Consider the following 26,576-nt stretch of genomic DNA (forward strand, 5'->3'; position numbering starts at 1 on the left):
CGATCATGCCCCGGCCGCCCGGAGAATTGAAGGAGTTTTATCATGTTTTCCGGCTCGATTCCGGCTCTGGTGACCCCGTTTCGCGACGGGTCGGTCGATGAGGCGGCGTTTCGCGCGCTGGTCGACTGGCAGATCGCAGAAGGATCGAGCGCGCTCGTCCCCTGCGGCACTACCGGCGAAAGCGCCACGATGACGGTCGAGGAGCATAATCGCGTCATCGCCATCTGCGTCGATCAGGCCGCAGGGCGCGTGCCGGTGATCGCCGGGTGCGGGTCCAACGACACCCGAATCGCGCTGGAACATATGTATGCGGCGCAGGGCGCGGGCGCGAACGCAGCGCTGGTGGTCGCGCCCTATTACAACAAGCCCAATCAGGATGGCGTCTATCAGCATTTCGCCTATCTCGCCGAACGCTGCGACCTGCCGATCGTCCTTTATAATGTGCCGGGCCGCACCATCACCGACATCGGCGTGCCGGTGATGTATCGCCTGGCCGAGGAATATCAGTCGATCGTCGGGATCAAGGACGCGACCGGAAATCTGGGGCGGGTCACCGCGCAGCGCCTGGCCTGCGGTCCGGATTTCTGCCAATTGTCGGGCAATGACGAAACGGCGCTGGGCTTCAACGCGATGGGCGGCAAGGGGTGCATCAGCGTCACCGCCAATGTCGCGCCGCGCCTGTGCGCCGATTTCCAGGCGGCCTGCGCCGCGCATGATTGGGATGGTGCCTTGGCGTTGCAGGATCGTCTCTATCCCCTGCACGATGCCTTGTTCAGCGATTCTTCACCCGGCCCGGTTAAATATGCGCTCACGCGCGTTCGCGCCGACATGCCCAGCGACGTCCGCCTGCCGATCACCTGGCCGTCGGAATCGAGCCGGGCGGCGGTCGATCGTGCGCTGGAAATCGCCGGGCTGGTTTAAGGCGCGATCGACACCATATCCTGTCCAGTCCGGGCGCAGGCATGCCATAGGATATGGGCGCGGGGCGCATAGCCCCGGCCAGACACGAACGGAAGCATAGAAAAGACCATGGCCCGCCCCCGTCCCGCAACCTTCGACAAGAAGAAGATCGTCGCCGAAAACCGGCGCGCGCGCTTCGATTATTTCATCGAGGACGTGTTCGAAGCGGGCATCGCCCTGCAAGGAACCGAGGTGAAGGCGTTGCGCGGCGGCGAGGGCAATATCGCCGAAAGCTATGCCGAGGTGAAGGGCAACCAGGTGTTTCTGGTGAACAGCAACATCCCCGAATATAGCCATGGCAACCGCGAAAATCATGAGCCCAAGCGGCCCCGCAAGCTGTTGCTGCACGAACGCGAGATCGAAAAGATGCACAGCGCCGTGTCGCGCAAGGGCATGACGCTGGTGCCGCTGATGATCTATTTCAACAGCACTGGCCGCGCCAAGATCGAACTGGCGCTGGCCAAGGGCAAGCAGAACCACGACAAGCGCGAGACGATCAAGGACCGCGACTGGAAGCGCGACCAGCAGCGCATCATGCGGGACAAGGGGTGATGAGCCGCCTCACCCGCTGGTGGCATGCCAATTGCCCGACCCGCGAATCGCTCGAACAGAGCCGCGTCCTGGCCCCGGTCGCGCATCGCGTGCTGGAACCCTCGCTGTGGCGCTTCACCCGCCGGTCGGTGCCGCGCGGCGTGGCGCTGGGCCTGTTCGTCGGCATCTTCCTGCTGATCCCCGGCGTGCAGATCGCCGGTGCCGCGCTGCTGGCGTTGCCCTTCCGCGCCAATATTCCGGTGGCCGCGGCGATGACCTTCCTCTCCAACCCCGCCACCACGCCGCTGATCCTGATGGCGTCGGTGTGGCTGGGCAACTGGATGCTGGGGCGCAGCGCGGACGCGACCGGCTTCATGGCGCTGGTCGATGGTCATGCCACGATCAGCCAGTGGACCACATGGCTCCTGTCCGAAGCGGCACCCGCCATGCTGCTCGGCCTCTTCCTGATCTCGCTCGCCAGCGCCGTCATCGGCTATGTCATCGCCGACTGGTTCTGGCGCCGCCGCATGGGCCGGAAATGGCAGGCGCGTAAATTGAGGATTGGCAAGGTCCATCAAAGCGGCGCATTGGAGAAGGCCGCCGGCGTCTGACGCTGGCCGTCATTCGCAGGTTCGGTTCAGAGGTGTCGGGTTGAAAAGAGGTGAAGAGGCCTGGCTGATGCAGCCGCGCTCGCGCTTGGCGCTGCCGCTGCTGATCCTCGCCGCCTTGGCCTCCGCCGCGCTCGTGCTTTATGCGGTGGGCAGTTGGCCGCTCGCCGCCGGTTTCGCCGCGACGATCCTGATCGCTGCCGCCCTGCTCAGCTGGTATCGCCATCTCTATCCCGCGCTGGTGTCGGATCGGGAGGCTACGCCTGATTGGACCGTCGCCCGCGCCGCTGCCGACGCATCGAGCATGGCGATCGCCGTCACCGATCGCGCCGGGCGGCTGGTCTGCGCCAGCGACCTGTTCGGCGAATGGTTTCCCGGCTACCCGACCCCGCCCGCCGTCACCGCCGACACGGCCCTGAACGACGCCCTCTCCGCCGCCGCCCGCGCCGCCTGGCGCGATGGCGAGGCCAGGCACGAGGGTGTGGCGCAGGGTGCCTTGCGCCTCGACGTCGATGTCGCACGCACCGGCCGGTCGGAAGATTATCTGCTCTGGCGCTTCTCGCCCGTGCGTCAGCCCAGCGCGCTGGATGACGTCAACCGCTTCCTGACCGGGGAAGCGGGCCGCCAGCTGGGCGAAGCGGGCATCATGGCGGTGCTGATCGGCGGGGAAGGGCGCATCCGCGCCGCTAATGGTGCCTTCCTGTTGCGTGCGGCGGGGCGGATCGACGCCAATATCGTCGGGCGCGATTTCGCCGCCCATATGCGGGTAGACGACAAGGGGCGGCTGTTTCTGGCGCGGGAAGAGCAGGGCGGCCTGCCGCTACGCCTGCTCCAGGTGCCGCTGAAGCGCGCGGCCCAGCCCAACGGGTCGCAGGCGTCGATGCAGGACGGGCCGATGCTGCTGCTGCTGATCGACGAGCCGGCGGGCGGCGGCGGCACATCCGCGCTCTCCTACATCGAAACCCTGTTGTCGCTGCTGCCCTTCGGCCTCGCCATGGCCGACCGCGACGGGCGCGTTCTGTTCCTCAACAACGCCTTTGCGCGGGTCGCAGGGCTGAAGTCCGGGGACACGCCCAGCTATCCGGGCGATCTGGTCGTGCGAGAGGATCAGGCAGCGGTCGCCGACGCGGTCCGCCGCTTCGCCGTGGGACCGCAAATGTCAGGCGATATCGCGGTACGGATGCGCGACACCCCCGACGATCCGATCGCGCTCAGCCTGGCGGGCGTGCGGGGTCTTGGCGAAGCGGCGGTGCTGCTCAGCCTGAAGGACAATAGCGAGGAGAGCAAGCTCAAGCGTCAGGTCGCGCAGGCGACCAAGATGCAGGCGATCGGCCAGTTGGCCGGCGGCGTCGCGCATGATTTCAACAATATCCTGACCGCCATCATCGGCCATTGCGACCTGATGCTGATGCGCCATACGCCCGGCGACAGCGACTATGACGATATCCAGCAGATCAAATCGAACAGCAATCGCGCCGCGGGCCTGACTCGCCAACTGCTCGCCTTCTCGCGCCAGCAGACGTTGCGGCCGCAGATATTGCAATTGCCCGACATCGTCGCCGACGTGTCCAACCTGCTGAAACGGCTGCTCGGCGAAAATGTGAAGCTGGACGTGACCCATGGCCGCAATCTGGGCGCGATCCGCGCCGATCCGGGCCAGTTGGAGCAGGTGATCGTCAATCTGGCGGTCAACGCCCGTGACGCCATGCCTGAAGGCGGTACCGTCAACATCCAGACCTACGCCGTGCCCGCGATCAAGGTGCGCGAAATGCGCCAGCAGATATTGCCGGTGGGCGACTATACCGCGCTGCGCGTGTCGGACAGCGGCCTTGGCATCCCGCCCGACATTCTTGCGAAGATCTTCGAACCCTTTTTCACCACCAAGGAACTGGGCAAGGGGACGGGGCTGGGCCTCTCCACCGTCTATGGCATCGTCAAACAGTCGGGCGGCTATATCTTCGCCGAATCCGAACTGGGCCGCGGTGCCAGCTTCGTCATCTACCTGCCGGTCTATGCCGGTGCCGACGCCCAGCAGCCCGCGCCGGTGAAGGCGCCCGCGCCCCGCCCCGAAACCTGGGGCACCGGCACAGTGCTGTTGGTGGAGGACGAGGATATGGTCCGCGCCGTCGCAGAACGCGCGCTGACGCGGCAGGGCTATAAGGTGCTGACCGCCAATGACGGCGAACAGGGGCTGGAGGTGCTGAACGGCCCGGAAAAGATCGACCTGCTCATTTCCGACGTCGTCATGCCCAATATGGATGGCCCCGCCATGGTCGCTCATGCCCGCCGCGCCTATCCCGACCTGCCGGTGCTGTTCATGTCGGGCTATGCCGAGGAGCAACTGCGAAAATCGATCGACCTCGCCAATGTCGCTTTCCTGCCCAAGCCCTTCTCGGTCAGCCAGCTGGCGGAGGCCGCGCGCGACGCGCTGGCGATGCGGCCGCCCGCCCCCTGATCTTGCGCCGGATCAAGGTGAATATGCTGGGCAAGTCGATGGCGATCGGTTAGCGAGTCGGCAGGATTAACGGGGATTACGCAGCATGTCGGACGGCAAGAGCATATTGATTGTCGAAGATGAAGCGATGATCGGCATGATGCTTGAGGATTATCTCGACGCGCTGGGTTATCGGCTCCACGCCGTCGCAGCCTCCGTCGACGAAGCTTGCGCCCATGCGCGCGAGGGCGGGTTCGACGCGGCGCTGGTGGACTGCAATCTTCAGGGTGAAAAAAGCTGGCCGGTGGCGGATATACTCGTTGAACAGGGCATCCCCTTCATATTCGCGACCGGCGGCATGGCCGACGATTTGCCGCCCAGCCATGCCGATCGGCCGACCCTGGCCAAGCCCTTCACCATCGGCGCGGTCGAACGCGCCCTGGGCAAGATATTAGGCGAATAAGCTTGGTTCGGGGAACGGATAGGAAATTTCCGTTCCCCTCTTGTTCTTGAAGAACAAACAGGATACATCATCGTCCAGACGCACGGAACCCATGCGTTCCGCTTGACAGAGGACTGGCCGATGACCGCAATGCTCTCACTCATCGATTCCAAGAAGAACGGGACAATGGACAGACAGAAAGCATTGGACGCGGCGCTCGCACAGATCGACCGCGCCTTCGGCAAGGGTTCGGCCATGAAGCTGGGCAGCCGGGAGAAGTTGGAGATCGAAGCGATTTCCAGTGGCTCGCTCGGCCTCGACATCGCGCTTGGCATCGGCGGCCTGCCAAAGGGCCGCATCATCGAGATTTACGGCCCGGAAAGCTCGGGCAAGACCACGTTGGCGCTCCACGCCATCGCTGAGGCGCAGAAGGCGGGCGGCACCGCGGCGTTCGTGGATGCCGAACATGCGCTGGACCCCGGCTATGCCAAGAAGCTGGGCGTCGATATTGACGAACTGATCGTGTCGCAGCCCGACACTGGCGAACAGGCGCTGGAGATCGTCGATACGCTGGTGCGCTCCAACGCGATCGACATATTGGTGATCGACTCGGTCGCGGCGCTGGTGCCGCGTGCGGAAATCGAGGGCGAGATGGGCGACAGCCATGTCGGCCTGCAAGCGCGCCTTATGTCCCAGGCGCTGCGCAAGCTGACTGGCTCGATCTCGCGCTCCAAATGCATGGTGATCTTCATCAACCAGGTGCGCATGAAGATCGGCGTGATGTACGGCAACCCGGAAACCACGACCGGCGGCAACGCGCTCAAATTCTACGCCTCGGTCCGCCTCGACATCCGTCGCACCGGCCAGATCAAGGATCGCGACGATATCGTCGGCAACGCGACCCGCGTGAAAGTGGTCAAGAACAAGGTCGCCCCGCCCTTCAAGCAGGTCGAATTCGACATCATGTATGGCGAAGGCATCTCCAAGATCGGCGAGATTCTCGACCTCGGCGTCAAGGCCGGGATCGTCGAGAAATCGGGTGCCTGGTTCTCCTACGACTCGATTCGCATCGGTCAGGGGCGTGAGAATTCCAAGACGTTCCTCAAGGAACATCCCGAACTGGCGGACAAGCTGGAAAAGGCTATCCGTGGCAAGACCGAAGAGGTCGCCGAAAAGATGATTACCGGACCCGATGCGGAGGATGATGGCGAATAAGCCCCGAAACAGTCCCCGGCCGGATCAGCCGGGGCGCGGTTCATCGGCTCTCGCCCGCCTTACGCATCACGCTCTGAAAAGGCCCGCCGCGTCCCCGCGCGACGGGCCTTTTACCGTGACTTATGCGCAGGCCATGATGGCCACCGACTTTTCGATAGGATCAAGGCCGCGTAACAAAATAACGACATTGGCGGGAAATATGCGAAGTTAAGCCGACAACCGCCCATGCTCGTCCGATGCGGGTGAACCAATCTCGCGGTGCACTCGCCTTTCTGCATCTCCACCAAAGCCGATCGCCCCATGGCTTGTCTTTGGCCTCGTCGTGGCCCAGGCGGCGGAACATAAAGCGCAGGCAGGCTTTTCAGCCCAGGCCTCCCGTCTGCCGCCATATCGATCCGCAAACCCGTCCCCTTCTGACCGTCCCGAACGGTCGCTGCTTATGACCCCTTGCTAACCCCTTGCAGCGCCCCGATGCTGCCTTGGGCGCGCCGATTCGACCCGTCTCCTCTCACACCGGAACCCATCTCCATGCGCGTCGCCATCGAAGCGATCCTCGACTATGATTTCGCCGAACCGACCGACGTGCTACTCGCGGTCGAAGCGGCGGGGATGCCCGACCAGCGGGTCGTCACCCAGTCGCACATCATCGACAATGCCGGGCCGTTGACCAACAAGATGGGGGGCAGCGGTATCGGCCGCCGCACCTGGACCCGCACCGGCACCGGCCGTATGCTCAGCACCTACCGCTCCACGGTGGATGTCGATCGCGCGCGTGTCGACATCGCCACCCTTGCCAAAAGCCCCCTCCCCAGCCTGCCGGAGGAGGTGCTGCCCTTCATCTGGCCCAGCCGCTATTGTGAGGCGGACCGTTTCGGCAGCTTCGTCAGCAGCCATTTTCCCGACCTGGAAGGCGGCGCGTTGGTGCAGGCGCTGGTCGATTGGGTGCATGACAATCTCGTCTATGTGCCGGGCAGTTCGGACATCACGACGACCGCGGCCGATACGTTCGTGGCGCAACAGGGCGTGTGCCGCGACTTCGCCCATCTGACCGCCGCGCTGATCCGCTCGCGCGACATTCCCGCGCGGCTGGTGTCGGTCTATGCGCTGGGCCTCGACCCGCCAGACTTCCATGCGGTGGTCGAAGTCTGGCTCGACGGCGCCTGGCACATCGTCGATTCGACTGGCCTCGCGCCGGTCGAAACCATGGTCCGCATCGCCGTCGGCCGCGACGCCACCGACATCGCGTTCATGACCGTCTTCGGCGGCGCGATGATGAACGCCCAGTCGATCACTGTTACGGCGGCATAATCCATGCGTCGGATTGGGCGCAGCGTCGAAGGCCGATTATCTATTTGAAAGAGAAATGCCTGCTATTGGTCGGGTATGAGCAACGAACGCCAATTGACGGGCAACGCCGGCGTTTATCATGTCGCGCGCGAACTGTCGCGGCATGGCTGGAATGTCATGCTGACCGTCCGCAACGCCCGAGGGGCGGATCTGTACGCCGTTTCGCAATGTGAGCGGATCGTTCAACCTATTCAGGTCAAGGCGCACAGTGCAAAACCCAACGATGTGCGCTTGGGTCTTCAACCCGACGCATTGGTGACGCCATGGTGGGTCTTCGTCGCGCACGCACTATCGGACAGCCCGGCTTGTTATCTCCTGTCGCTGGACGAGATTAGGCAACTCATGGTGCGCGATCCGGGCACCCGCTCAGGTAAGCCGGATGCGCAGCGCGCCTTCTGGTTCGATCGACGCTTTTGCACACCCGCCAGCGATCGCGAACGGATCGACGCACGTGAAGCGTGGACAAGGCTGGGCGACCCAGGCCGTTGACCCAATATCAGCTGCGACGGCCGATCTGTCCTCGAACATCGCCCATCGCCTCCGCCCCTCAATAATCCTTCGAATAGCGCAGGTTGGCCGATGATCCTGCATTGGTGCCGGTCTTCGACAACAGGCTAAGCGTCTTCGACAGCGCGATCTCCAACTGGGTGGCAGTGAAACCCTTGGAGTCGGTGATGACCTCCACATAGATATTGTTGGAGATATGCTGGCCGACCGCGAGCGATGTGCCGCGCCCGGTCGTATCGTCGCCGCCAACGATGCCGATCCGGTCGATGCCCGACGCGCCCTGCAACTTGCCCATCGGGTTCAATCCGCCGCTGCCGCCGCGCAAGCCGTTGAGTGCCGCCGCCAGTTGCACTGCCTGCATCGGCGACAGATTGGCGACATTGTCGCCGAACAGGATGCGCGAGAGGATTTCATCCTGCGGCAAGGTGGGCGTAGAGATGAAGGCGATGTCGGGCTGCTGCGCCGATCCCGTCACCTGAATGCCCGCGGTCACCGTATCGATCCGGGTCTGCGCCTTGATCGCCAGGATGGGATTGAACATCGGCCCGTTGAAGGTGATGACGCCCTGCTCCAGGTCGAACTGATGGCCCGAGAAGCTGTAACGGCCACGGATCGATTCAATTTTGCCGACGACGCGCGGATTGGTGGTCGTGCCTGTGACCCGCATGTTGGTCTTCCATTCGGAATCCAGCCCCATGCCGGTGACATAGATTTCATTGTCCGCCTTCACCCGGATATCCAGTTTCCAGTCGGCAGGCTTGGCCGCCGCGGCCTTGCGCGCGGCCAGTCGCTGGTCGAGCGCGTCGCCGCCTTCGCCCTTGCGCCGGACCCCGGCTAGCTGCCTAATCTCGGTGCCGCCCTGCCAAGCGACCTTGTACCGGGTTTCCGGCAGGTTCAGGTCGCCCTTGATCAGGCCGCCATTGGCCGGGCTGTTGCTGATGTTGAGCGTGCCACTGACGACGCTGGTGATCGCCTCGCTCCGCGCCAGTCGCGCCCGGTTGAGCTTGACCGCGATATCCATCGGGAAACCGCTGGCCGCCGCCAATCCGACATTGCCCGACGCTTGCACCGTGCCCTCGCCCGCCCGGCCGGAGAAATCGCGGATCTCCAGATGGTCGTTGGTGAACCGGCCATCCAGCTTCATCTGAGTGACGCGCGTGCCGAACGTCTCATTTTCATAGGTCAGTGCGTTGGCGCGCACCACGCCGTTCAGCCGCGGATCGTTCAGACGCCCGTTGAAATCTGCCGCCACGGCGAGGCCGCCGGTCAACTGCTGATCGGCCAGTCCTGCGAAGGAAAAGAGCACATCGGCGGGCCCGGCGTAGCGGATGCCGCCGCCCAGCGGCGCGTTCTGCAACTGTTCGGCCCAGCTCGCGCCCGCGCCCGGCGGCGCCAGCGTGGCGGTGAAGCGGCCCAGCGTGCTGCTGCCCTTGCGGATCAGTCCGCGCAGGTCGCCGCCCGCCGAAGACAGCTTGCCCTCGACATTCATCGACACCGGATCGGACACGGCGGTCAGGCTGGACCGGCGGAAATCGTTGATCGCCAGTCGGGTGGTCGCGGTCGGGAAGGCGTTGCCCTTCTGCGCATAGTCCAGCGTGCCGGTCATCTTGCCGCCGATGCCCAGGCCGGGGGCTGCGATATTGGCGATGGCCAGATCGAAATCCTTGAACCGCGCCTGAGCGGTGGTCGTGTCGCCGAAGCGGCCGGCCAGATCGACCTTGCCCTGCGGCAGCACCAATGTCGCCGGTTCCAGGCGATTGCCGCCTGGCTCGCTGCGGATGATGGCCGGCTGCGCCAGACGGAAATCGATGTTCGCCGCCTTGCCCTGCAACGCCACGGCATAGAGGTTGGGGCGCAACGCCGCATTGGCCGCGATCGAGAAGGGCACGCCGCTGGAGCCGTCGGCGACCAGCTGCGCGCGGCCACGCCCGCCCTGATAATCGACCCGCGCCCGCGCCTTGCGTACCACATAGGCGCCATAAGCGGCATTGGCGATCTGCGCGTCGGCCTTGATCTGCGGCTGTTCGGTCAGCAGGATAGAGGCGGTGACGATCGCCCGGCCGATCACGACATCGGCCTCTCCCGGCAGTTTGGCGTTGCTGGCGGTGGCGTTGACGTCCACCCCCTGCACCTTGCCCACCGCCGCCAGCCGGATCGCGCCGGTGATGCCGGAGCCGTTCATCGCCAATTGCCCGGTAAAGGGGCCGGCGGCGCTCTGCTGGATGCGGCCGTTCATATCGACCCCGGCGAAGCGCGCCTTGGTGACGTCGATGGTCAGCGGGCCTTGTGCGGTGCGGATCAACACATTGGCGAAGAAGGGACCATAGGGCGACCCACCGGTGGCTTCGAGCCGATAGCCGGCCGCTTCGCCGTTCAGCTTGGCAACCACATCCGTCAGTTGCACGCCGACATTGGGCCGCGCCGCGCGCAACACTGCCTGCGGTCGCTCCATCGTGCCCCGGACGGTCAGCGCGAGCGGGCCATATTGTCTGGAGGAGGCCGTGGCGTCGAAGGCGACCTGCCCGTCCGTGTCATAGCTGCCGGAGCCGCTATGAATGGTGAAATTGGGCGCCGCGCCCTTAAGGCTGGCCAGGGTGAACTTGCCCTCCGGCGTCATGCCGATCCGGCCGGACATGACGGCATTGCCGCCCAGGAAATCGCGCACCGACGCATTTTCCCAACGCGCCGTCCGCACGCCGAATCGTCCGCCTAGGCCAAAGCCGCCCTTGGGTCCGGGGATCAGTTCGACATCGGTGTTGAGGTTGACGATACCGACGCCGTCGATCTTATAGTCGTTGACCCGGCCTTTGAGCGCCCCGCGATAGAGCGCATTGTCGAGGTCGGCCAGGACGATGGCGGTGGCGTCCACCTTGTCGCTGTCGATTTTCAGATTGTCGCTGATCAGTTTGCCCGCGGCATAGGCGAAATCGCCCTTCACGCGCAGATTCTGGAGCAGGCCGCCCGCTGCGGCATTGAGGCCCGTCACGCGGGTTGCGGTGGCGCTCACGGGGATGCGGATACGATCGGTGTCGATCACCGCACGGCCGCTGGCTTTCAGATTCTCTATGCCGGTGGCGTCGAACGCCAGGCTCTTGGCCGTGATGTCATAATCGATGAAGGGCGTCGCCATGGGCCCATCAAGGATGATGGAAGCGCGCACGTCGCGACCCTTCACCTTCTCCATGATCGCGCCGGGCGTCAGCAGCGCGGCGTTGATCTTGAACGCGCTGAACCGGCTTGTGCCCAGGTCGATCAGCCCTTGTGCATCGGCTGACATAGCGGGCGATCGCAACGTGCCTTTAATGTTGACGCGCCGTTCGTTGAGACCCGCGAACAGATCGACGTCCAGTTGCGGTCCGGTCAGGCGATCGACCGTGCCGGCGAAGACCAGGCCGGGGCGGACCGGGCCTTTCGCGGTGAAATTGCCGTCTCGCGCCGACAGCGCGATGTTCGCCAGTTCGCCCTTGGGTGAGGTCGCGACGACCCGTCCATCCCATGCCTGCCATGTCCCCTTGCCGTCCAGCGTCGCAATGACGCCGTCGGTCAGACCGGTCATCGCCGCGATCACGCCGCCCTTGGGCGCGGTCAACGTGCCACTCATGGCGAGGCGATTCTGGTCGGGCACGGCGTCCAGTTTCGCCTGCAACCGGTCGCCGCTGTCGACGATCGCGTCGGCGGACAGGATCGCCCGGCCGTCGGCGATATGGGTGACGCCGTCGATCGCGATCTCGCGCTTCTGGCCGATCACCGGCTTGGCGAGGATGAACTTGCCGATCTTCATCCGGTCGACGTCGATGTCGAGATCGGGCAGGATCGGCGCATTGGGATCGCTGGCGACGACGTTGAACTGCGGGCTGCGCGCCAGCACGACCAGCGGCGTTTCCAGCAGGCTGACCGAGATATGATTATTGACGTAGCGGAAGGGCCGCCACACGACATGCACCTTTGGGCTGACGGCGAACACGCCCTTGGGGTCGCGCAGCACCAGGTCGTGGATCGTCATGTCGCTGTAGATCGATCCGTCGATCCGGCCGACCTCGATCTTCATGCCCGATTCCATTTGCAGCGCGGCGATCTGCTGGATCAGGAATGTCTTGCCCGGCTGGGTGTTGAGGCCGAGTAGCAGCCCGCCCGCCAGCACAACCAGCGCGACGACCAGACCGATGACGCCGATCGCAATCTTCTGCCACAGCGCGCGTTTTTCGCGGATGACGATCGTCTGGGTTGCTTCGTCAGCGGGGGGCATGATGTCATCCTGCGCCATCAGAAGGCCTGCCCGATGCCGATATAGAGGGCGAATTTGGATTCGCCGGGTTGCCGGTTGATCGGCATGGCTATGTCCGCGCGGAAGGGGCCGAAATTGGTGTAGAAGCGGCCGCCCAGGCCCACGCCGTACCGCATGTCAGAAAATTCTGGCATGGAGCTTTCATAGACCTGACCGGCATCGACGAACGCGACCACGCCATAATTGCCGAAGCGATAGCGGCCCTCGACCGCAAATTCATTGACGGACCGGCCGCCGATCGGATCGGCGTTGGCGTCTTTAGGCCCCAGTTCCTGATAGCCGAAGCCGCGTACCGATCCGCCGCCACCGGCATAAATGCGCCGCGATGGGGCGACGTCGCCGCGGCTGACCCCTGTGATGGTGCCGACCTTGGCCCGTCCCGCGATCACCAGGCTGTCCGACACCGGATAATAGCCGGTCAGGTCGAAACTGGCGCGCAGATAGGGCGAGAAACTGCCCTGTAGCGACCCTTCCGGTTCGGCGCGCAGATTGGCGCGGAAGCCTTTGGTCGGGTTCAGCAGGTCATTCGACCGGTCATAGCCGATCTGCACCGGCACGCCGCCGATGAAATAGGTGCGCCGCGTCTTGTCCGCGGTCGCCGGGTCGATCACCACCTGCTCATTGGTCAGCAGGATTTCGGCGCCATAGCTGTAGGTCCAGCGTTTCTGGAAAATCGGCGTCGACTGGCGTGCCCAGCCGATGTTGAGGCCCGCGGTGAACGCTTCATAGGCGTCATACTTCTGGTGGTTGAGCGTCGCCCCGGCCTGGAAGGTCTTGTCACGCTTGCCCGCATTGGACCGGCGGAATGTACCCGACACGCCTTGCTCCTGCGTGCCTGCGATAACGCCGGCGATCAGCGCGCCTTCGGGCGGGAACATGTTGCGATGGGTCCATGTCGCCTCTGCGCGAAACCCCTGGCCCGTGCCATAGCCCGCTTCGCCCGCCAAAGTGCGCGGCGGCCCGGCGTCCTGCTCCACATGCAGATCGACATATTCGGTTCCGTCCGGCCCAGCCTCACCGGTCTGCACCGGCTCCACCGACACGCTGGAAAACAGGGATGTCGCCACCAGCGCCTTGCGCAGGTCGTCCACCTTGCGGCTGTCATAGAGTTCGCCCGGCTTGTAGCGCTTGATGACCTCCATATGGTCGGCGCCGAACGCCTGTTTGTCGCCGCTGGTGGTGATCTTGCGGAACGAGCCGCGCGGTCCGGTATCCACCGGCAATGTATAGTCGCCCGTCACCGTCGCGGGATCGAGCAATATGTCGCGCTCGCCCACCTTTGCGAACGGATAGCCATTTTCGGGCAGTTTCAGTGCGACATTGGCCTCTGCGCCTTCCACCAATGTCGCGACGATATAGTCGCCGGTCTTGAGCGGCAGGCTGTCGCGGACCAAACCGGGCGGAACGGTCTGTCCCGCGGTGATGACGATCTCGCCGATTTTGTATCGCTTGCCCGGCGTCACGGAAATGACCGCCTTGAGCGTGCCGTCGCCCGCCTGGTCCAGGCTGGCGAGCGCGGTCGCGTCATAATAGCCCTGTGAATAGAAGAGGCGCGTCGCCAGCTTCTCATCCTCCTGCGCACGCGCCTGCACCATCGCGGCGGTTTCGGCCTTGCCGTCGCCATCGATCAGGGCGGATTCAGCGCGAAATTCGTCTTCCAGGCCTGTCTTGCCGAAACCTTCGATAGAGGTGCCATAGCGGACGTCGGGCTGCTTCGCGTTGGGATCGTCACTGGACGCGACATTGGCCGGCACGGTCACGCTGTCCAGTGGCGGCAGCGGCTGGGCCAGTTCCTGTTGCTCGGCCGGATCGATCGCCGGCGGCAATTCGACCGGCGCGCCCGATTGCTGCGGCATCTGCTGGTCGATCCAGCTGTCGATCGAGGGCAGGGGGGCATTGGGGTTGGTCTGATCCGGGCTTTCGACCTTGGGCAACCGCGCCTCGAACTGGTCATCAGGCAGGATCGGCTCTTCATCCTGCGTCGTCTCATAAGGGAGGCTTGGATCGGGTGAGGGCGTCGTCTGGGCTTGGGCCATCAGCGGCAAGGACGAGGCTGTCATCAGCGCCACCGCCATTATGCGCCGGACATGATATGCCTGTCGTGTCGTCATGAACCTGCGATGCCCCCTTCGCATCGTGCATTCCACACGCGCGGCAAAGAGGCAATACGCTCAACAAGTTGCGTCGGTTCCGCGTCTGGCATGATTTGCTGTGCTTCCCTCGGGACTCGTGGAAGGCTAGAGCGGTCGCATGACATTTGCGCTCAATATCTCCCGATCGATTTCCGGCCAGCCCTGGCGCTGGCGCGGCGGGAGCGCCGATGGGCGCGACGCCACCTATCTGCCCGACGATCTGGTGACGCAATTGCTGCTGGCGCGCGGCTGTCCACGCGATGCGGTCGATGCCCATCGCAATCCCACCATCCGCGCCTTCATGCCCGATCCCAGCCTGTTCCGCGACATGGACGCCGCCGCCGATCGGCTGGCCGACGCGGTGCAGCGCGGCGAGGATGTCCGCATCTTCGGCGATTATGACGTCGACGGCGCGACCAGCGCGGCGCTGCTGATCCGGCTGCTGCGCGATTTGGGGCTGCACGCCAAACCTTATATCCCCGACCGTCTGATGGAGGGCTATGGCCCGTCGGGCGAGGCGCTGGTGCGGTTGGCGGGGGATGGGGCGACCCTGATCGTCACCGTCGATTGCGGGGCGCAGGCGTTCGAGGCCCTTTCCATGGCGAAGGCGACGGGCGTCGATGTCGTCGTGGTCGATCATCATAAATGTTCGACCCAGTTGCCCGAAGCCTTTGCCCTGGTGAACCCCAACCGGCTGGACGAAAATGAGGGCGCGGCGGTGCATGGCCATCTGGCTGCTGTCGGCGTGGCCTTCCTGCTCGGCGCGGCGCTGGTGCGGGTGTTGCGGGCGCGCGGCTGGTTCGCCAGCCGCAGCGAACCGGCGCTGATGGAATTGCTGGATATCGTCGCGCTGGGCACGGTGGCGGATGTCGCGCAATTGAAGGGCCTCAACCGCGCTTTCGTGGCGCAGGGGCTGAAAGTCATGGCCAATCGCCACAATATCGGCCTGGCCGCACTGATCGACGCCAGCCGCCTGACCCGCGCGCCGCTGTGCCATGATCTGGGCTTCGCGCTGGGGCCACGTATCAACGCCGGTGGCCGGGTCGGACAGGCGGACCTGGGCGTGCGGCTGCTGACGACGGAAGACCCGGTTGAAGCCGCCAGCATAGCGGCGCAGCTCGACCATTATAATGAGGAACGGCGCGCGATCGAATCGACGGTGCAGGAACAGGCCGAAGCCCTGCTTTCGGCGCAGGGCAACCGCGCCGTGGCGGTGATTTCCGGCCAGGGCTGGCACCCCGGCGTCATCGGCATCGTCGCGGGTCGGATCAAGGAAAAGGCCGGTCGCCCCGCCATCGTCATTGCGGTGGACGACGCTGGGGTGGGCAAGGGGTCGGGCCGCTCGATATCCGGCGTGGACCTGGGCGCGGCGGTGATGGCGGCGAAGGATAGCGGCCTGCTGGTCGCGGGGGGCGGCCATGCCATGGCGGCGGGGCTGACGGTTGCGGCGGACCGGATCGACGCGCTCGCCGACTTTCTGGACGATCGCCTGTCCGCCGCCGTCGCCAATGCGCGCGACAACCGGGCGCTGCTGATCGATGCGGTGCTGGCGCCCGCCGGGGTCAACCCGGACTTCGTCGCCGCGATCGAACAGGGCGGTCCCTATGGCGCAGGATGGCCCGCCCCGCTGATCGCCGCGGGGCCGATGCGCGTCATCAAGGCCGATGTGGTGGGCAACGGCCATCTGCGTGCGATCATGAGCGGGGAGGATGGCCGGTCGATCAAGACCATCGCCTTTCGCCAGGCCGAAACCGATCTGGGCCAGGCGATATTGGGCGCGCCGCGCGACCGCAAGCTGTGGGTTGCGGGCAAGGTCAAGATCGACGATTGGGGCAGCCGTCCGGCCGCCGAACTGCATCTGGAGGATGCGGCCTGGGCCGAATGAGCAGGATTGTCATTTTCTTCCCTTTTGGGGGTTGACCCTTTTGCCGTGCCCGCCTAATTGCGCCCTCGCTTCGCAGCGCTGCCTGGTCAGTCGCTGCATGAGGTCCCATCGTCTAACGGTTAGGACACTGCCCTTTCACGGCAGCGATACGGGTTCGAATCCCGTTGGGATCACCACCTCCGCTCTGGCGGAGGCGCTTTTCACCTCTCCTCATCGACAAATGCGCGACCTGGCGGTTACGGCCTGCATGCGTCCGCTTTAGCCTTGGGCGCTTGCCGTCCTTGCCGAGTATATGTTGCCCGATGCGTCCTTTTGTCCTGTGCGCCCTTGGCCTAATCCTTGGCCTGTGGTCCGCCCTCTCTGTCGCTCTTCCGGCCAATCGGCCTGCCTTCGGTTTTACCCGCGTCGCGATCGAAACCTCGGTCGGCACGATTATCGTCGCGGTGGACCAGAAACGGGCACCGCGTACTGCGGCCAATTTCCTGACCTATGTCGATGATGGCCGCTTCGATGGCGTCACCTTCTATCGGGCGGCGCGGCGCAAGAGCGATCCCCATTATGGCCTGATCCAGGGTGGGATCGACACCGATGCGCGGCGATCGCTGCCGCCTGTCGTGCATGAGCCGACGAGCCGGACCGGCATCCTGCACCTCGACGCCACGCTCTCCATGGCGCGGCCCAACCGGCCCAATTCGGCGATGGGCAATTTTTTCATCACCATCGGCGCCACGCCCAATATGGACGCGCGCGGCGACTATATCGGCTATGCCGCCTTCGGCCATGTCGTCGGAGGCATGGATGTGGTGCGCAAAATCCTGTCGGTGCCGACCTGCTGCGGCTCGGGGCCGATGCGCGGGCAGATGATCGTCAAGCCGATCCGCATCTTGCGCGCCCGGCGGCTGGACGGCACGGCCAAGCCCACGCGCGGGGTGAAGCCTTGGCTGATCGGCATCAAACGAACAACGAGGTAGACAGCTCTACGCAAAGACCGCCTGATCGCGCACCCACCGCTTGCCGCCCTCGCGCGGCGGCCGGGCCTGCACCTTCTTCCACGCCTGTTCGTGGAAGAAGAAGGCGACGGCGTTGATCACCGGTTCCACTAGCGCGATGCCGCCGGCCAGCGCAAGTGATCCGGTCATGACATAGGCGACGGTGAAGCCGACGGTCAGGTGGATGTCAGATAAGTGCCGGTCTTGATGAGGTCGAGCGACATGGGGCGTCTCCTTGGTTTCGGCCTAATTAAGAGTGGTTCGCAATAGTGGCCAATGGCGTTTTCCACTGGCTCTGATCGCCCACTCCGATCAGGATGGCGTGTGAAGGGGAGGGCGCATGGCTGGACGGATCAGGGTGGGCATTGGCGGCTGGGTTTATGAACCGTGGCGTGGCAGCTTCTATCCGGCGGGGCTGCGGCAGAAGGATGAGCTGGCCTATGTCGGCGCGCATCTGACCGCGACCGAGATCAACGCGACCTATTATAGCAGCCAGAAGCCCGCGACCTTTGCAGGCTGGGCGAAGGCGGTGCCGGACGGATTCCAGTTCGCGGTCAAGGCGTCGCGCTATTGCACCAATCGGAAGTTGCTGGCGGAAGCGGGCGAGTCGATCGCGAAGTTCACCAATCAGGGTATCGCCGAACTGGGCGACCGGCTGGGGCCGATCCTGTGGCAGTTCACGCCGACCAAAAAATTCGATCCCGACGATTTCGGCGCTTTCCTGCAATTGCTGCCATCGAGCGTCGATGGGGTGCGGCTGCGCCATGCGTTGGAAGTGCGGAACGAGAGCTTCGACAATCCGGCCTTCCTGGCGATGGCCCGCGACGCCGGGGCCGCGGTGGTGCTGGCCGATCATGACGATTATCCCGCGATCACCGGCCATGATGTCGGCTTTGCCTATATGCGGCTGATGCGGGCGCAGGCGAATGAGCCGACCGGCTATGCGCCCGCGATGATCGCAGATTGGGCTGAGCGGGCCAAGGCTGCGGCGGGGCAGGGCGACGTCTTCACCTTCTTCATCAGCGGTGCCAAAGAACGCAACCCGCCGGCGGCGCAGGCGATGATCGTGGCTTTGTAGTAACAGGCCTGTTGCATTTAGTGCAATCGGTATGCCGCGCTTTGCGATTGTTACAAGAATATGACGGGCGTAGTGGCCACCTCACACCCAGATGGGTGGCAATTCTTGTAAAGATGGAGCAAAATATGCGGCAGGCCTTTCAGGGTGCTGTGCTGGCCGTTGCGGTCGGTGTTCAGATGTTGACTTTCTATTCGGTGCTATATGCCTGATCGCGCGTCACGCGCGCATTACATCCCGACGGATCGGGATGCGAAAAGGCCGCTCCTGGTTTAACCGGAGCGGCCTTTTTATTTGATGATGACTTGGCGATGTCCTGCCTTCATGGCGGACGATCATCAGCCTTCCGCGAGCCAGCCTGCGAGCAGATAGGCCACGACGCCGATCGGCCCCAGCGCGCAGAGCGTCAGCAGGACCAGTCCGACGCGGAGCAGCGTGACGTCCAGGCCGGTGCGGTTGGCGACGCCGGCGCACACGCCCATGATCTTGCCATTGTTGCGGTCGAGGGTGAAGCTGTTGTTCATCTGTCTGGCCTTTTGCTGAAATGGGTGTTGAGTAAGGGGCGCGATCAGGCGATCGGCGACACCGGGATCGCCGCGCTGACGAACAGGCTGGCGACGATGAAAGCGCCGACAAGGGCGATAGCGGCGTTCTGGATCTTGGCGATGGACATGGTGGATACTCCCTGATGTGGTGGCCGGATCATTCCGACCTTGATGCCAACAGGATTTGCAGATGCCGTGCCAGTTTCGATTTTTGGCGGAAATCAGCGGCTGTTCGCTGACGAGGCGTGTGGCGCGGCTGGCAAATAGTCGCGCTGTTGGGATATTTTCCCGCAGATTGGTGGAATATGCCTGACACTGCGGTGGAGCCTACATATTTATTTGTCTACGGCACGCTGCGCACCGCCTATGACGGGCCGATGGCGCGCTGGTTGCGGCAGTCGGCGCGGCTGGTCGGTCCGGCCACGATCGAGGGCGTGCTATACCGGGTCGCCGACTATCCGGGGCTGGTGGCGGGGCAGACGGGCCGGGTGCAGGGCGACCTTTTCGGCCTGGCCGACCCCGCGGCGATCCTGGCGGTGCTGGACGATTATGAGGAATGCGCCGCCCATCATCCGCAGCCCCATGAATATCGCCGCGTCGCCATGACGGTGCAGGCGGCGGATGGGCCGGTGACGGCCTGGGTCTATCTCTATGCCCGCGACACCACAGGCCTGCCGCTGGTTGCCGATGGCGACTTCCTGTCTTGCGCGCAGGAGCGGGGCAGCTAGTCTTCCGCATCAACAAGATCGACAGGAGACAGGCACCGATGACCACCGATCGTAAGGACGATGACACCCCATCCGTGGAGCGGCTGGCCGAGGATCGCAACTGGATCGGCACCACCGGTTTTCAGCGGCGGCACATATTGGCGGGCGGGGCGTTCGCAGCCGGTTTCGCCGCCGCCTGCCGCCCCATAGCCAGCAGCGCGGTGCAGACATCCGCCGAAGGGCTGACGGAAGAGGCTGTATCGATTCCCGCCAGCGACGGCTTCGCCATGCCCGCCTTCGTCGCGCGCCCGGCGAGCGGCAAGGCCGCGCCTGTCATCGTCGTGGTGCATGAGATTTTCGGCGTGCATGAATGGATACGCGATATCTGTCGCCGCTTTGCCAAGGCGGGCTATTATGCCATCGCGCCCGACCTGTTCGCGCGCCATGGCGACGCGACCAAGGTTTCCGATTTCAAGCAGCTGATCGGCACCATCGTCTCCAAGGCGCCAGACGCGCAGGTGCTGAGCGATATCGACACGACCTATGGCTGGGCGGGCAAGCATGGCGGCGATGCGAAGCGGCGCGGCATCACCGGCTTCTGCTGGGGCGGGCGGGTCGTATGGCTCTATGCCGCGCACAGCGCCGATCTGGACGCCGGGGTCGCTTATTATGGCCGACTGGTGACGGACAAGACGCCGTTGCAGACGCTGAGTGCGATCGAGGAGGTCGGCAAGCTCAAGGCGCCGGTGCTGGGCCAATATGGCGAATTGGACAAGGGTATCCCGCTGGCGGACGTAGAGGCGATGCGCGCCGCGTTGGTGAAGGCTGGCAAATCCCCGCCTGACGCCATCACCGTCCATACAGGCGCCGACCATGGCTTCATGGCCGATTATCGGCCGAGCTATAACGAAGTAGCCGCCAAGGCCGCGTGGGATGCGACGATCGACTGGTTCGGGACATATGTGAAGCGGTGAGAAGAACCGGGCTCCTGTGTTCGCAGGAGCCCGGCCATGTTATTTCTGCTTCATAGCTTCGACAGCGGCCAGCGTGGTCTTCACATGCTCGGCATAGTTCATTTCGCTATGGACGAACGCCACCCGGCCCGACGGCGCGATGACATAGGAGGTGCGGTCGGTCATGCCCGGCCGCATCTTGAGCGCCACGTCATAGCCCGTCACGATCGCCGGCCCGGCCGAAGCGACAGCGAACTTGCCCGCACATTCCTTGGTCGAGAAGGCGACGAGATCATCGACCGGGTCTGCCGACATGCCGATGACCGTCGCGCCCGCCGCCTTGAACTTGTCGATATTCTCCGCGAACTCGCGGGCTTCGGCCGAACAGCCCGGCGTGAACGCCTTGGGGAAGAAATAGAGCACCACCGGCCCGCGCTTCAACTGATGCGACAAGGTGAGGGTGAAGGTCTTGCCCGCCTGCGCGCCGCGCGTGGTGAAATCGGGTGCCTTGGCCCCGACGGCTAGGGCGGCCATCGCGCCGCTGGAACTAAGGGCGGCGGCAGCGGCGAGGAGGAGAGACAGGCGCTTCATGAGTCGGTTCCTTGGGTCGGACGTTGATCGGGCTGTTCCCATAATTCGATCGCATTGCCCTCTGGATCATGAATGCGGGCGAAACGGCCGAGGACGGGATCGTCCCATTCGGGCTTGGTGATGATCGCAACGCCCGATGCGCGCAAGCGGCCCAGAAGGGAATCGAGATCGGACACGCGGAAATTCAGCATGAACGCCTTGTCGGCAGCGAAATAGTCGCTGTCCGCCTTGAACGGGGCGAACACCATCGGCCCGCCCTGCGGTTGCCAGATCCATTCATTGGGCGTGTCGGCCGGATCGACCACGCAGCCGCCGCCGACATTCAAATGCGTGCGATACCAGGCGCCCAGCGCATCGGGATCGCGCGCGCGAAAGAACAGGCCTCCCATTCCCAGCACCGGCATGGCATCGACTCCCTCTTTTGTGGTGATCCGACGCTATCATGGGCGACGGGGTCGAGTCATGTGCGGGAACCGGCGGCGCGCTGGCCGGTTCCTGAAATATGCATAGATCATCCCTTGCCCTCCTGCTGCTGATCGCCGGCTGCAACCAGTCGTCGGACAACAGCGCCGACCAGCCCGGTGTCGTCGCCAACATATTGGACCAGACGCTGCCCAATGTGCAGGAAGCGCCGCCCGCCGCCAACGCGATTACGCCGGTCGAACCCACGCCGACGATCGATACGCCCCCGCCCAAAGCGGCCCCCGCCGGCCTGATCCCCGTCGCCATGCAAGGCAACTGGACCGGCGTGCAGGATCGGTGCGGCGACCGCAGCGCCGATCTGGAATTGACCGTCACCCCCGACCGGCTGCTGTTCCACGAAAGCGTCGGGACGGTGCAGAGCGTAACGCAAAGCGAGGACGGCCGCGCCGCGGTCGACGCGGCCTTTACCGGCGAAGGGCAGAGTTGGACCCGCACCCTGGCGCTGCGCACGTCGCCGGACGGCAAGGCGCTGACCATCGTCAATGACGGGACGGCGGTGACGCGCAAGCGGTGTTGAGTTGTCGGGCGACGCTGCGATAGGTCACCCCAACGCGCCCCTTTCCCCTCCGCCTTCTCCCCGCTACAGCCACGCGATGATCGGCCGCCTTACCTTGAGCGATTTCCGCAATCACGCGGATGCGCTGATCCTGCCCCATCATAATTTCATCCTGCTGACCGGCGACAATGGCGCGGGGAAGACCAATATATTGGAAGCGGTGTCGATGCTGGCACCCGGCCGCGGGCTGCGTGGCGCGCCGCTGTCCGCGATGGCGCGGCAGGAGGGGGGCGGCGGTTTCGGTGTCGCGGCGGAGGTGGACGGCGTGGTGCTGGGCACGGGCGTCACGGCGGGCAGTCCCGAGCGGCGGCAGGTGCGGATCGGCGGCGTGGCCTCTTCCGCCAATGCGCTGGCCGATCATCTGGCGATCGTCTGGCTTACCCCGGCGATGGATCGGTTGTTCCTCGACAGTCCCGGCGGGCGGCGGCGCTTCCTCGACCGGCTGACGCTGGCGCTGCATCCGGCCCATGCGATGCACAGCGCGCGCTATGACGCGGCGATGCGCGCGCGCAACCGGCTGCTGGCCGACCTGCGCCGGGCCGATCCGGCCTGGCTGTCGGCGCTGGAGGCGCAGATGGGGGAGCATGGCGCGGCGCTGGCTGGCGCGCGGGCCGATCTGGTGGCGCGACTGAACGCCATGCTGGCGGATCAGCCCGACGAGCCCTTCGCCCGGCCGCGGATCGCAATCGAGGGCGGAGAGGCTGGCGACGACGCGCTGGCGGATCGGCTGGCGCGCGAGCGGCGGCGCGATGCGGCGGCGGGGCGGACGCTGTCCGGGCCGCATCGCCACGACCTGTCCGTCATCCATATCGCGAAGGGCCAGCCTGCCGCGCTCTGTTCGACTGGCGAGCAAAAAGCGCTGCTGCTCTCGATGCTGCTCGCCCATGCCGCGCTGGTAGCCACGACACGCGGCCAGCCACCCGTGCTGCTGCTGGATGAGGTTGCGGCGCATCTCGACCCGTCCCGCCGCAGCGCATTATTCCAACGATTGCGGGAAACTGGGGGGCAGGTGTGGATGACGGGCACGGAATCCAGTCTTTTCAACGATCTGGAGGATGCAACCCGACTGACCGTAACGGCCGGCCAGGTGTTTCGTTCCGCAACATAACGCACCGACGAAACGATTCGTCGCCCCGCGCTTGTCCATCCGTCCGGCGTCTGCCCTAACACCGACATCGGGGTTCAAGCCTACAAAATAAGTCGGGGTCGCAATCACATGGTCGTTGGTTTTCGCGCGTTTTTCGCGGCCTCTATTCTTGCGCTCTCGACCCTGTTCGCTGTTCCCGCAATCGCCGGCACGCTCCAGTGCGCACCCTTCGCCCGGCAGGCTTCCGGCATCGACATTCACGGCAACGCAAATACCTGGTGGGGCCAGGCCGAGGGTCGTTACGACCGCGGTCATGAACCCCGCGTCGGTGCGGTTCTGGCTTTCGCCGCCAGCCGGTCTATGCCGGTCGGCCATGTCGCCATGGTCAGCAAGGTGGTGAGCGGTCGAGAAGTGCTGCTGACCCATGCCAACTGGTCCTATCGCGGCGGCATCGAGCGCGATGTGCGCGCTATCGACGTGTCGGCCAATAACGACTGGACCGACGTCAAGGTGTGGTACGGCCCGATCCGCGACCTGGGCCTGCGTTCCAACCCGGCGCGCGGCTTCATCTATGCCCAGCCGTCCAAGGGCGTCGACCAGCCCGTCCAGATCGCCTCGGCCGACACGACCGGTGGCGCTGCGGTGCGCGCCGCCTTCTGATCGCGGTGCCCGATCGATCCCGCTCCTGTCGCGGATCGATCTTTTTTTCAGACCTCTACATCCCTGATGCGGGCTTAACCTCTTCTCAAACCATGGCGGCCTAGGGTCATCCTTGGTGGGGCGATTCTTGTTTTCGGGATCGCATAGATGTTTCGAGCGATACGCTGGACTGCGGCATGGCTGCTGTTGTCCGGTCTAACCGCTGCGCCTTCGTGGGCGTCGGCGATGCTGCAATGTGTGCCCTATGCCCGGATCGTATCGGGCGTGGCGATCAAGGGCGATGCGCTGACCTGGTGGGATCAGGCGGGTGGTCAGTATAAGCGCGGGACCAAGCCCAAAAAGGGTGCGGTGCTGGCTTTTCGGCCCAATGGCCCGATGCTGTTGGGCCATGTCGCGGTCATCAGCAAGGTGTTGGACGACCGGCGCGTGCTGATCCGTCACGCCAACTGGTCCGTCCCCGGCGCGATCGAGGAGGATGTGCTGGCGATCGACGTGTCGGCAGATGGCGACTGGAGCCAGGTGCGCGTGTGGCATAGCCCGACGGGCCAGATGGGCGCGCGGACCAACCCGACCTATGGCTTCATCTATCCGGCCAAGGCGAAGCTGCACGATTTCACCCCCGACCCGATGCTGGGTGCGAGCGTCCGTTTCGCCAAGGTCGATTCGGACATGTGGGACGAACGGGGGCTGCCGCGGATGTTGCGGGAGCGGCGCGTGACGCCGGTGATGGCCAACCCGCGCGCGATCCAGGTGGCACAAGCCAGGCCCGTGCCCAAGGGGCGCAGGGCTGTGCCAAGGCTGGAGGCCGATCCCTTCGTCGTCGAATATGTCGATGCCGCGCCATCGCAACGGACGCTGAGCGCGATCATCGCCGATGTGCGGCGCGAGACGGTGATGAACTGATACAAAAAGGGGCGCCCTCATCGGCGCCCCTTTTTGCTTATTCGGCCTCGGTCGTTTTGTCTTCGTTACCCTTGTCTTCGGCATCTGGGGTCGGGTTTTCGAACCAGGCCTCGACTTCGCCGGTCAGCTTGATCGTCAGCGGATTGCCGTGGCGGTCGCGGCTCTTGCCGGCGGCGACGCGAATCCAGCCCTCGGAAATCGAATATTCCTCCACATCCTTGCGTTCACGGCCCTTGAACCGGATGCCGATGCCGCGCTGGAGCACCTCCATATCGAAATGGGGGCTTTTGGGGTTGGTGGACAGATGATCGGGGGGCGTGTCGCTCATGGTCATATTCCCTGGAAAAGTTGCGCCTCGCCTAGCGTCTGGCATGTATGGCCGTCAACCGCCGCGCTTTTCATCGACGTCGCAGAAGATGCGGCGAATGACGCCCGCGTCCAGCCAGGCGGTGAAGCGACTTTCGGCGTCGGCAAGGCCGGCGAAGGGATAGGCGACCGGGCGATCGTCCACCGCGCGGCTTGCCGCCGTCAGCCGGGCGACCGCGTCGGGCGCAGTGGTCAGGATGCGGCCGCGCCGATCGGTCGAGGCGCTGTTGACGCCCACGACATGGCCATCCTCGGCAAAGACTGGCCCGCCGCTGATCCCCGACAAGGTGCCGTCTCCGCTAGGAATACGGCCCTTTTCGGCCCAGGCGAGAATCGGCTGGGTCAGGTCGCTGCGGCCACGCCGGGCGCTCGCCTCGCCGATCAGTTCGGACATGACGAGGGTCGGTTCGCCAGCGGGAAAGCCCATATGATAGCCTGGCGTGCCCGGTTGCGGTATGCGGCGCGAGAGCGGCAGGGCGGCGTCGCTGGGCAGGCTGTCGGGCACCAACGCCGCGTCCGCCTCCCGGCTTTCGATCACGCGCAACACCGGCCGGGCATAGCGGCCATCCTCCAGCCCGACGCGGGCGCAGCCATGGGTGACGTGCTGGGCCGTCAGCCAGGCACCGTCGCGGTCGACGGCAAAGGCGGTGCCCATCGAATCGGCGGGACCGTTGGGATTGTCTTCAATTACAAACTGCTCGTCGCTCCAGTCGGGCATCGGCCGACGCGGCGATCGGGGATCATATTGCTCGACCTTCAGCGGCGGTACGGCCACGTCCTGCCCGAACCAGGCGATCAGCAACAGGCCGCCCAACGCGAAAGGCAGGCAGCCGCAGCCGCTTTTAGCCATAGCCTCAGCCCGCGACCGCGGCGGCGGTCAGGCAGGCGACGGCGGCCTTCATCATCGCCAGGAAAATCGCCGCCGACCGTTCATTCGCCTCGATCCGCGCCGATAGGGTGCCGAGCAGGAAATCGACCAGGCGGAAGGCGACGAGTTGCAGCACCAACGTCACGCTGCCCCAGATGACGATGTCCCAGACATTGACCGATCCGGCAAGGCAGAAGCCCAAGGGCATCGCCAGGCCGATCGCGGCGCCGCCCAGCGAGATCGCGGCGGCTTCATTGCCGCCGCGGATCAGCGCGAATTCGTCATGCGGGGTGATCCACATATAAAGGCCCAGCGCCGCCAGCCAGACCAGCGTGGCGCTGCCCAGATGCAGCAGCAGGATGGGAAGGCCCGACAACAGGCTTTGAATTACGGGCATGGGATCGGTCATGCCGTCCCCAATGCAGCAACCCGCCCCAAGGTTCAATC

Annotated in this window: 25 protein-coding genes, 1 tRNA gene and 1 pseudogene; 18 read left to right on the plus strand and 9 right to left on the minus strand. The window is 64.8% G+C overall.

Annotated elements, in window-relative coordinates:
- Nucleotides 1-42 precede the first annotated feature (42 nt).
- The 8 genes from dapA (at nucleotide 43) to HHL08_RS17300 (ending at nucleotide 8,026) form a co-directional block, all read left to right on the plus strand.
- Nucleotides 43-921 carry a 4-hydroxy-tetrahydrodipicolinate synthase gene (gene dapA / locus HHL08_RS17265; RefSeq protein WP_169574308.1) on the plus strand — a complete coding sequence of 293 codons (879 nt, stop codon included), beginning with the start codon at nucleotides 43-45 and terminating at the stop codon, nucleotides 919-921.
- Nucleotides 922-1,029: 108 nt separating this feature from the next.
- A complete protein-coding gene (gene smpB, locus HHL08_RS17270) occupies nucleotides 1,030-1,512 on the plus strand; it encodes an SsrA-binding protein SmpB (protein ID WP_066599515.1) in 483 nt (160 codons plus the stop codon).
- Nucleotides 1,509-2,102 carry a DUF2062 domain-containing protein gene (locus tag HHL08_RS17275; RefSeq protein WP_169574309.1) on the plus strand — a complete coding sequence of 198 codons (594 nt, stop codon included), beginning with the start codon at nucleotides 1,509-1,511 and terminating at the stop codon, nucleotides 2,100-2,102. Before smpB ends, HHL08_RS17275 begins: the two co-directional genes overlap by 4 nt.
- A gap of 67 nt (nucleotides 2,103-2,169) precedes the next feature.
- A complete protein-coding gene (locus tag HHL08_RS17280) occupies nucleotides 2,170-4,554 on the plus strand; it encodes a hybrid sensor histidine kinase/response regulator (RefSeq protein WP_206377946.1) in 2,385 nt (794 codons plus the stop codon).
- Between the two features lie 85 nt (nucleotides 4,555-4,639).
- Entirely contained in the window at nucleotides 4,640-4,996 is a 357-nt protein-coding gene (locus HHL08_RS17285; RefSeq protein ID WP_169574310.1) for a response regulator, read from the plus strand.
- A gap of 120 nt (nucleotides 4,997-5,116) precedes the next feature.
- Nucleotides 5,117-6,190 carry a recombinase RecA gene (gene recA / locus HHL08_RS17290; protein WP_169574311.1) on the plus strand — a complete coding sequence of 358 codons (1,074 nt, stop codon included), beginning with the start codon at nucleotides 5,117-5,119 and terminating at the stop codon, nucleotides 6,188-6,190.
- A 528-nt stretch (nucleotides 6,191-6,718) separates the two neighbouring features.
- Nucleotides 6,719-7,498: a transglutaminase-like domain-containing protein gene (locus HHL08_RS17295; protein WP_169574312.1), complete on the plus strand. Its 780-nt coding sequence runs from the start codon at nucleotides 6,719-6,721 to the stop codon at nucleotides 7,496-7,498.
- 75 nt (nucleotides 7,499-7,573) lie between these two features.
- The gene (locus HHL08_RS17300) at nucleotides 7,574-8,026 is read left to right on the plus strand and encodes a hypothetical protein (RefSeq protein ID WP_169574313.1); all 453 of its coding nucleotides are present in this window, start codon (nucleotides 7,574-7,576) and stop codon (nucleotides 8,024-8,026) included.
- Between the two features lie 58 nt (nucleotides 8,027-8,084).
- On the opposite strand, the gene HHL08_RS17305 is transcribed toward HHL08_RS17300, so the two are convergent.
- Nucleotides 8,085-12,308, minus strand: coding sequence for a translocation/assembly module TamB domain-containing protein (locus HHL08_RS17305; protein WP_169574314.1), 4,224 nt, complete (start codon nucleotides 12,306-12,308; stop codon nucleotides 8,085-8,087).
- Nucleotides 12,308-14,440 (minus strand): autotransporter assembly complex protein TamA, encoded by a 2,133-nt coding sequence (locus tag HHL08_RS17310; protein WP_169574315.1) that lies wholly within the window; start codon nucleotides 14,438-14,440, stop codon nucleotides 12,308-12,310. Before HHL08_RS17310 ends, HHL08_RS17305 begins: the two co-directional genes overlap by 1 nt.
- A 139-nt stretch (nucleotides 14,441-14,579) precedes the next feature.
- On the opposite strand from HHL08_RS17310, the gene recJ reads away from it, so the two are divergent.
- The 3 genes from recJ (at nucleotide 14,580) to HHL08_RS17325 (ending at nucleotide 17,317) form a co-directional block, all read left to right on the plus strand.
- The gene (recJ, locus tag HHL08_RS17315; RefSeq protein WP_169574316.1) at nucleotides 14,580-16,346 is read left to right on the plus strand and encodes a single-stranded-DNA-specific exonuclease RecJ; all 1,767 of its coding nucleotides are present in this window, start codon (nucleotides 14,580-14,582) and stop codon (nucleotides 16,344-16,346) included.
- A 101-nt stretch (nucleotides 16,347-16,447) separates the two neighbouring features.
- Nucleotides 16,448-16,522 (plus strand) — tRNA-Glu (locus HHL08_RS17320).
- 126 nt (nucleotides 16,523-16,648) lie between these two features.
- The gene (locus HHL08_RS17325; protein WP_169574317.1) at nucleotides 16,649-17,317 is read left to right on the plus strand and encodes a peptidylprolyl isomerase; all 669 of its coding nucleotides are present in this window, start codon (nucleotides 16,649-16,651) and stop codon (nucleotides 17,315-17,317) included.
- Nucleotides 17,318-17,323: 6 nt separating this feature from the next.
- On the opposite strand, the pseudogene HHL08_RS17330 reads toward HHL08_RS17325, so the two are convergent.
- Nucleotides 17,324-17,559 (minus strand): annotated as a pseudogene (locus tag HHL08_RS17330) (DUF2061 domain-containing protein).
- Nucleotides 17,560-17,675: 116 nt separating this feature from the next.
- On the opposite strand from HHL08_RS17330, the gene HHL08_RS17335 reads away from it, so the two are divergent.
- Nucleotides 17,676-18,413 (plus strand): DUF72 domain-containing protein, encoded by a 738-nt coding sequence (locus HHL08_RS17335; RefSeq protein ID WP_169574318.1) that lies wholly within the window; start codon nucleotides 17,676-17,678, stop codon nucleotides 18,411-18,413.
- 335 nt (nucleotides 18,414-18,748) lie between these two features.
- On the opposite strand, the gene HHL08_RS17340 is transcribed toward HHL08_RS17335, so the two are convergent.
- Nucleotides 18,749-18,934: a PspC domain-containing protein gene (locus HHL08_RS17340; protein WP_169574319.1), complete on the minus strand. Its 186-nt coding sequence runs from the start codon at nucleotides 18,932-18,934 to the stop codon at nucleotides 18,749-18,751.
- A 326-nt stretch (nucleotides 18,935-19,260) separates the two neighbouring features.
- Here HHL08_RS17340 and HHL08_RS17345 point away from each other — a divergent pair, with 326 nt between their 5' ends.
- Nucleotides 19,261-19,683: a gamma-glutamylcyclotransferase family protein gene (locus HHL08_RS17345; protein WP_169574320.1), complete on the plus strand. Its 423-nt coding sequence runs from the start codon at nucleotides 19,261-19,263 to the stop codon at nucleotides 19,681-19,683.
- A gap of 38 nt (nucleotides 19,684-19,721) precedes the next feature.
- Nucleotides 19,722-20,636, plus strand: a complete 915-nt coding sequence (locus tag HHL08_RS17350; RefSeq protein WP_169574321.1) for a dienelactone hydrolase family protein — start codon at nucleotides 19,722-19,724, stop codon at nucleotides 20,634-20,636.
- A 39-nt stretch (nucleotides 20,637-20,675) separates the two neighbouring features.
- Here the strand turns inward: HHL08_RS17350 and HHL08_RS17355 are convergent, their stop codons facing one another.
- Together HHL08_RS17355 and HHL08_RS17360 are read right to left on the minus strand one after the other, a co-directional pair.
- Nucleotides 20,676-21,206: a peroxiredoxin gene (locus HHL08_RS17355; RefSeq protein ID WP_066599550.1), complete on the minus strand. Its 531-nt coding sequence runs from the start codon at nucleotides 21,204-21,206 to the stop codon at nucleotides 20,676-20,678.
- Complete coding sequence (locus HHL08_RS17360; RefSeq protein ID WP_169574322.1) at nucleotides 21,203-21,610, minus strand: VOC family protein; 408 nt, start codon at nucleotides 21,608-21,610, stop codon at nucleotides 21,203-21,205. The genes HHL08_RS17355 and HHL08_RS17360 overlap by 4 nt, the downstream gene beginning before the upstream one ends.
- Nucleotides 21,611-21,708: 98 nt before the next feature.
- Here HHL08_RS17360 and HHL08_RS17365 point away from each other — a divergent pair, with 98 nt between their 5' ends.
- The 4 genes from HHL08_RS17365 to HHL08_RS17380 all read left to right on the plus strand — a co-directional run bounded on the left by HHL08_RS17365 (nucleotide 21,709) and on the right by HHL08_RS17380 (nucleotide 24,895).
- Nucleotides 21,709-22,206 (plus strand): hypothetical protein, encoded by a 498-nt coding sequence (locus HHL08_RS17365; RefSeq protein WP_169574323.1) that lies wholly within the window; start codon nucleotides 21,709-21,711, stop codon nucleotides 22,204-22,206.
- Between the two features lie 76 nt (nucleotides 22,207-22,282).
- A complete protein-coding gene (gene recF / locus HHL08_RS17370; RefSeq protein WP_169574324.1) occupies nucleotides 22,283-23,353 on the plus strand; it encodes a DNA replication/repair protein RecF in 1,071 nt (356 codons plus the stop codon).
- A 108-nt stretch (nucleotides 23,354-23,461) separates the two neighbouring features.
- Nucleotides 23,462-23,992: a CHAP domain-containing protein gene (locus HHL08_RS17375; RefSeq protein WP_169574325.1), complete on the plus strand. Its 531-nt coding sequence runs from the start codon at nucleotides 23,462-23,464 to the stop codon at nucleotides 23,990-23,992.
- 147 nt (nucleotides 23,993-24,139) lie between these two features.
- On the plus strand, nucleotides 24,140-24,895 hold the full coding sequence (locus tag HHL08_RS17380; protein WP_169574326.1) for a CHAP domain-containing protein: 756 nt from the start codon (nucleotides 24,140-24,142) through the stop codon (nucleotides 24,893-24,895).
- Between the two features lie 37 nt (nucleotides 24,896-24,932).
- On the opposite strand, the gene HHL08_RS17385 is transcribed toward HHL08_RS17380, so the two are convergent.
- From HHL08_RS17385 to HHL08_RS17395, 3 genes are read right to left on the minus strand one after another with little or no spacing between them, the layout of a single operon-like run.
- Nucleotides 24,933-25,223: a DUF3297 family protein gene (locus HHL08_RS17385; RefSeq protein ID WP_169574327.1), complete on the minus strand. Its 291-nt coding sequence runs from the start codon at nucleotides 25,221-25,223 to the stop codon at nucleotides 24,933-24,935.
- A 54-nt stretch (nucleotides 25,224-25,277) separates the two neighbouring features.
- Nucleotides 25,278-26,111: a S1 family peptidase gene (locus HHL08_RS17390; RefSeq protein WP_169574328.1), complete on the minus strand. Its 834-nt coding sequence runs from the start codon at nucleotides 26,109-26,111 to the stop codon at nucleotides 25,278-25,280.
- A gap of 4 nt (nucleotides 26,112-26,115) precedes the next feature.
- Nucleotides 26,116-26,538, minus strand: a complete 423-nt coding sequence (locus tag HHL08_RS17395; protein WP_169574329.1) for a DUF350 domain-containing protein — start codon at nucleotides 26,536-26,538, stop codon at nucleotides 26,116-26,118.
- Nucleotides 26,539-26,576: the final 38 nt, after the last annotated feature.

This window comes from Sphingobium psychrophilum (genome assembly GCF_012927105.1).
Taxonomy (GTDB): Bacteria; Pseudomonadota; Alphaproteobacteria; order Sphingomonadales; family Sphingomonadaceae; genus Sphingobium; species Sphingobium psychrophilum.

What these genes read in the sequence shown, in the direction of transcription:
- HHL08_RS17345 (WP_169574320.1), top strand. Translation starts at nt 19,261, where the DNA reads ATGCCTGACACTGCGGTGGAGCCTACATATTTATTTGTCTACGGCACG.
- HHL08_RS17280 (WP_206377946.1), top strand. Translation starts at nt 2,170, where the DNA reads ATGCAGCCGCGCTCGCGCTTGGCGCTGCCGCTGCTGATCCTCGCCGCC.
- HHL08_RS17350 (WP_169574321.1), top strand. Translation starts at nt 19,722, where the DNA reads ATGACCACCGATCGTAAGGACGATGACACCCCATCCGTGGAGCGGCTG.
- HHL08_RS17355 (WP_066599550.1), bottom strand. Translation starts at nt 21,206, where the DNA reads ATGAAGCGCCTGTCTCTCCTCCTCGCCGCTGCCGCCGCCCTTAGTTCC.
- smpB (WP_066599515.1), top strand. Translation starts at nt 1,030, where the DNA reads ATGGCCCGCCCCCGTCCCGCAACCTTCGACAAGAAGAAGATCGTCGCC.
- HHL08_RS17300 (WP_169574313.1), top strand. Translation starts at nt 7,574, where the DNA reads ATGAGCAACGAACGCCAATTGACGGGCAACGCCGGCGTTTATCATGTC.
- HHL08_RS17385 (WP_169574327.1), bottom strand. Translation starts at nt 25,223, where the DNA reads ATGAGCGACACGCCCCCCGATCATCTGTCCACCAACCCCAAAAGCCCC.
- HHL08_RS17380 (WP_169574326.1), top strand. Translation starts at nt 24,140, where the DNA reads ATGTTTCGAGCGATACGCTGGACTGCGGCATGGCTGCTGTTGTCCGGT.
- HHL08_RS17375 (WP_169574325.1), top strand. Translation starts at nt 23,462, where the DNA reads ATGGTCGTTGGTTTTCGCGCGTTTTTCGCGGCCTCTATTCTTGCGCTC.
- HHL08_RS17325 (WP_169574317.1), top strand. Translation starts at nt 16,649, where the DNA reads ATGCGTCCTTTTGTCCTGTGCGCCCTTGGCCTAATCCTTGGCCTGTGG.
- HHL08_RS17365 (WP_169574323.1), top strand. Translation starts at nt 21,709, where the DNA reads ATGCATAGATCATCCCTTGCCCTCCTGCTGCTGATCGCCGGCTGCAAC.
- HHL08_RS17295 (WP_169574312.1), top strand. Translation starts at nt 6,719, where the DNA reads ATGCGCGTCGCCATCGAAGCGATCCTCGACTATGATTTCGCCGAACCG.
- recF (WP_169574324.1), top strand. Translation starts at nt 22,283, where the DNA reads ATGATCGGCCGCCTTACCTTGAGCGATTTCCGCAATCACGCGGATGCG.
- HHL08_RS17360 (WP_169574322.1), bottom strand. Translation starts at nt 21,610, where the DNA reads ATGCCGGTGCTGGGAATGGGAGGCCTGTTCTTTCGCGCGCGCGATCCC.
- dapA (WP_169574308.1), top strand. Translation starts at nt 43, where the DNA reads ATGTTTTCCGGCTCGATTCCGGCTCTGGTGACCCCGTTTCGCGACGGG.
- HHL08_RS17305 (WP_169574314.1), bottom strand. Translation starts at nt 12,308, where the DNA reads ATGGCGCAGGATGACATCATGCCCCCCGCTGACGAAGCAACCCAGACG.
- HHL08_RS17335 (WP_169574318.1), top strand. Translation starts at nt 17,676, where the DNA reads ATGGCTGGACGGATCAGGGTGGGCATTGGCGGCTGGGTTTATGAACCG.
- HHL08_RS17395 (WP_169574329.1), bottom strand. Translation starts at nt 26,538, where the DNA reads ATGACCGATCCCATGCCCGTAATTCAAAGCCTGTTGTCGGGCCTTCCC.
- HHL08_RS17310 (WP_169574315.1), bottom strand. Translation starts at nt 14,440, where the DNA reads ATGACGACACGACAGGCATATCATGTCCGGCGCATAATGGCGGTGGCG.
- HHL08_RS17285 (WP_169574310.1), top strand. Translation starts at nt 4,640, where the DNA reads ATGTCGGACGGCAAGAGCATATTGATTGTCGAAGATGAAGCGATGATC.
- recA (WP_169574311.1), top strand. Translation starts at nt 5,117, where the DNA reads ATGACCGCAATGCTCTCACTCATCGATTCCAAGAAGAACGGGACAATG.
- HHL08_RS17390 (WP_169574328.1), bottom strand. Translation starts at nt 26,111, where the DNA reads ATGGCTAAAAGCGGCTGCGGCTGCCTGCCTTTCGCGTTGGGCGGCCTG.
- HHL08_RS17340 (WP_169574319.1), bottom strand. Translation starts at nt 18,934, where the DNA reads ATGAACAACAGCTTCACCCTCGACCGCAACAATGGCAAGATCATGGGC.
- recJ (WP_169574316.1), top strand. Translation starts at nt 14,580, where the DNA reads ATGACATTTGCGCTCAATATCTCCCGATCGATTTCCGGCCAGCCCTGG.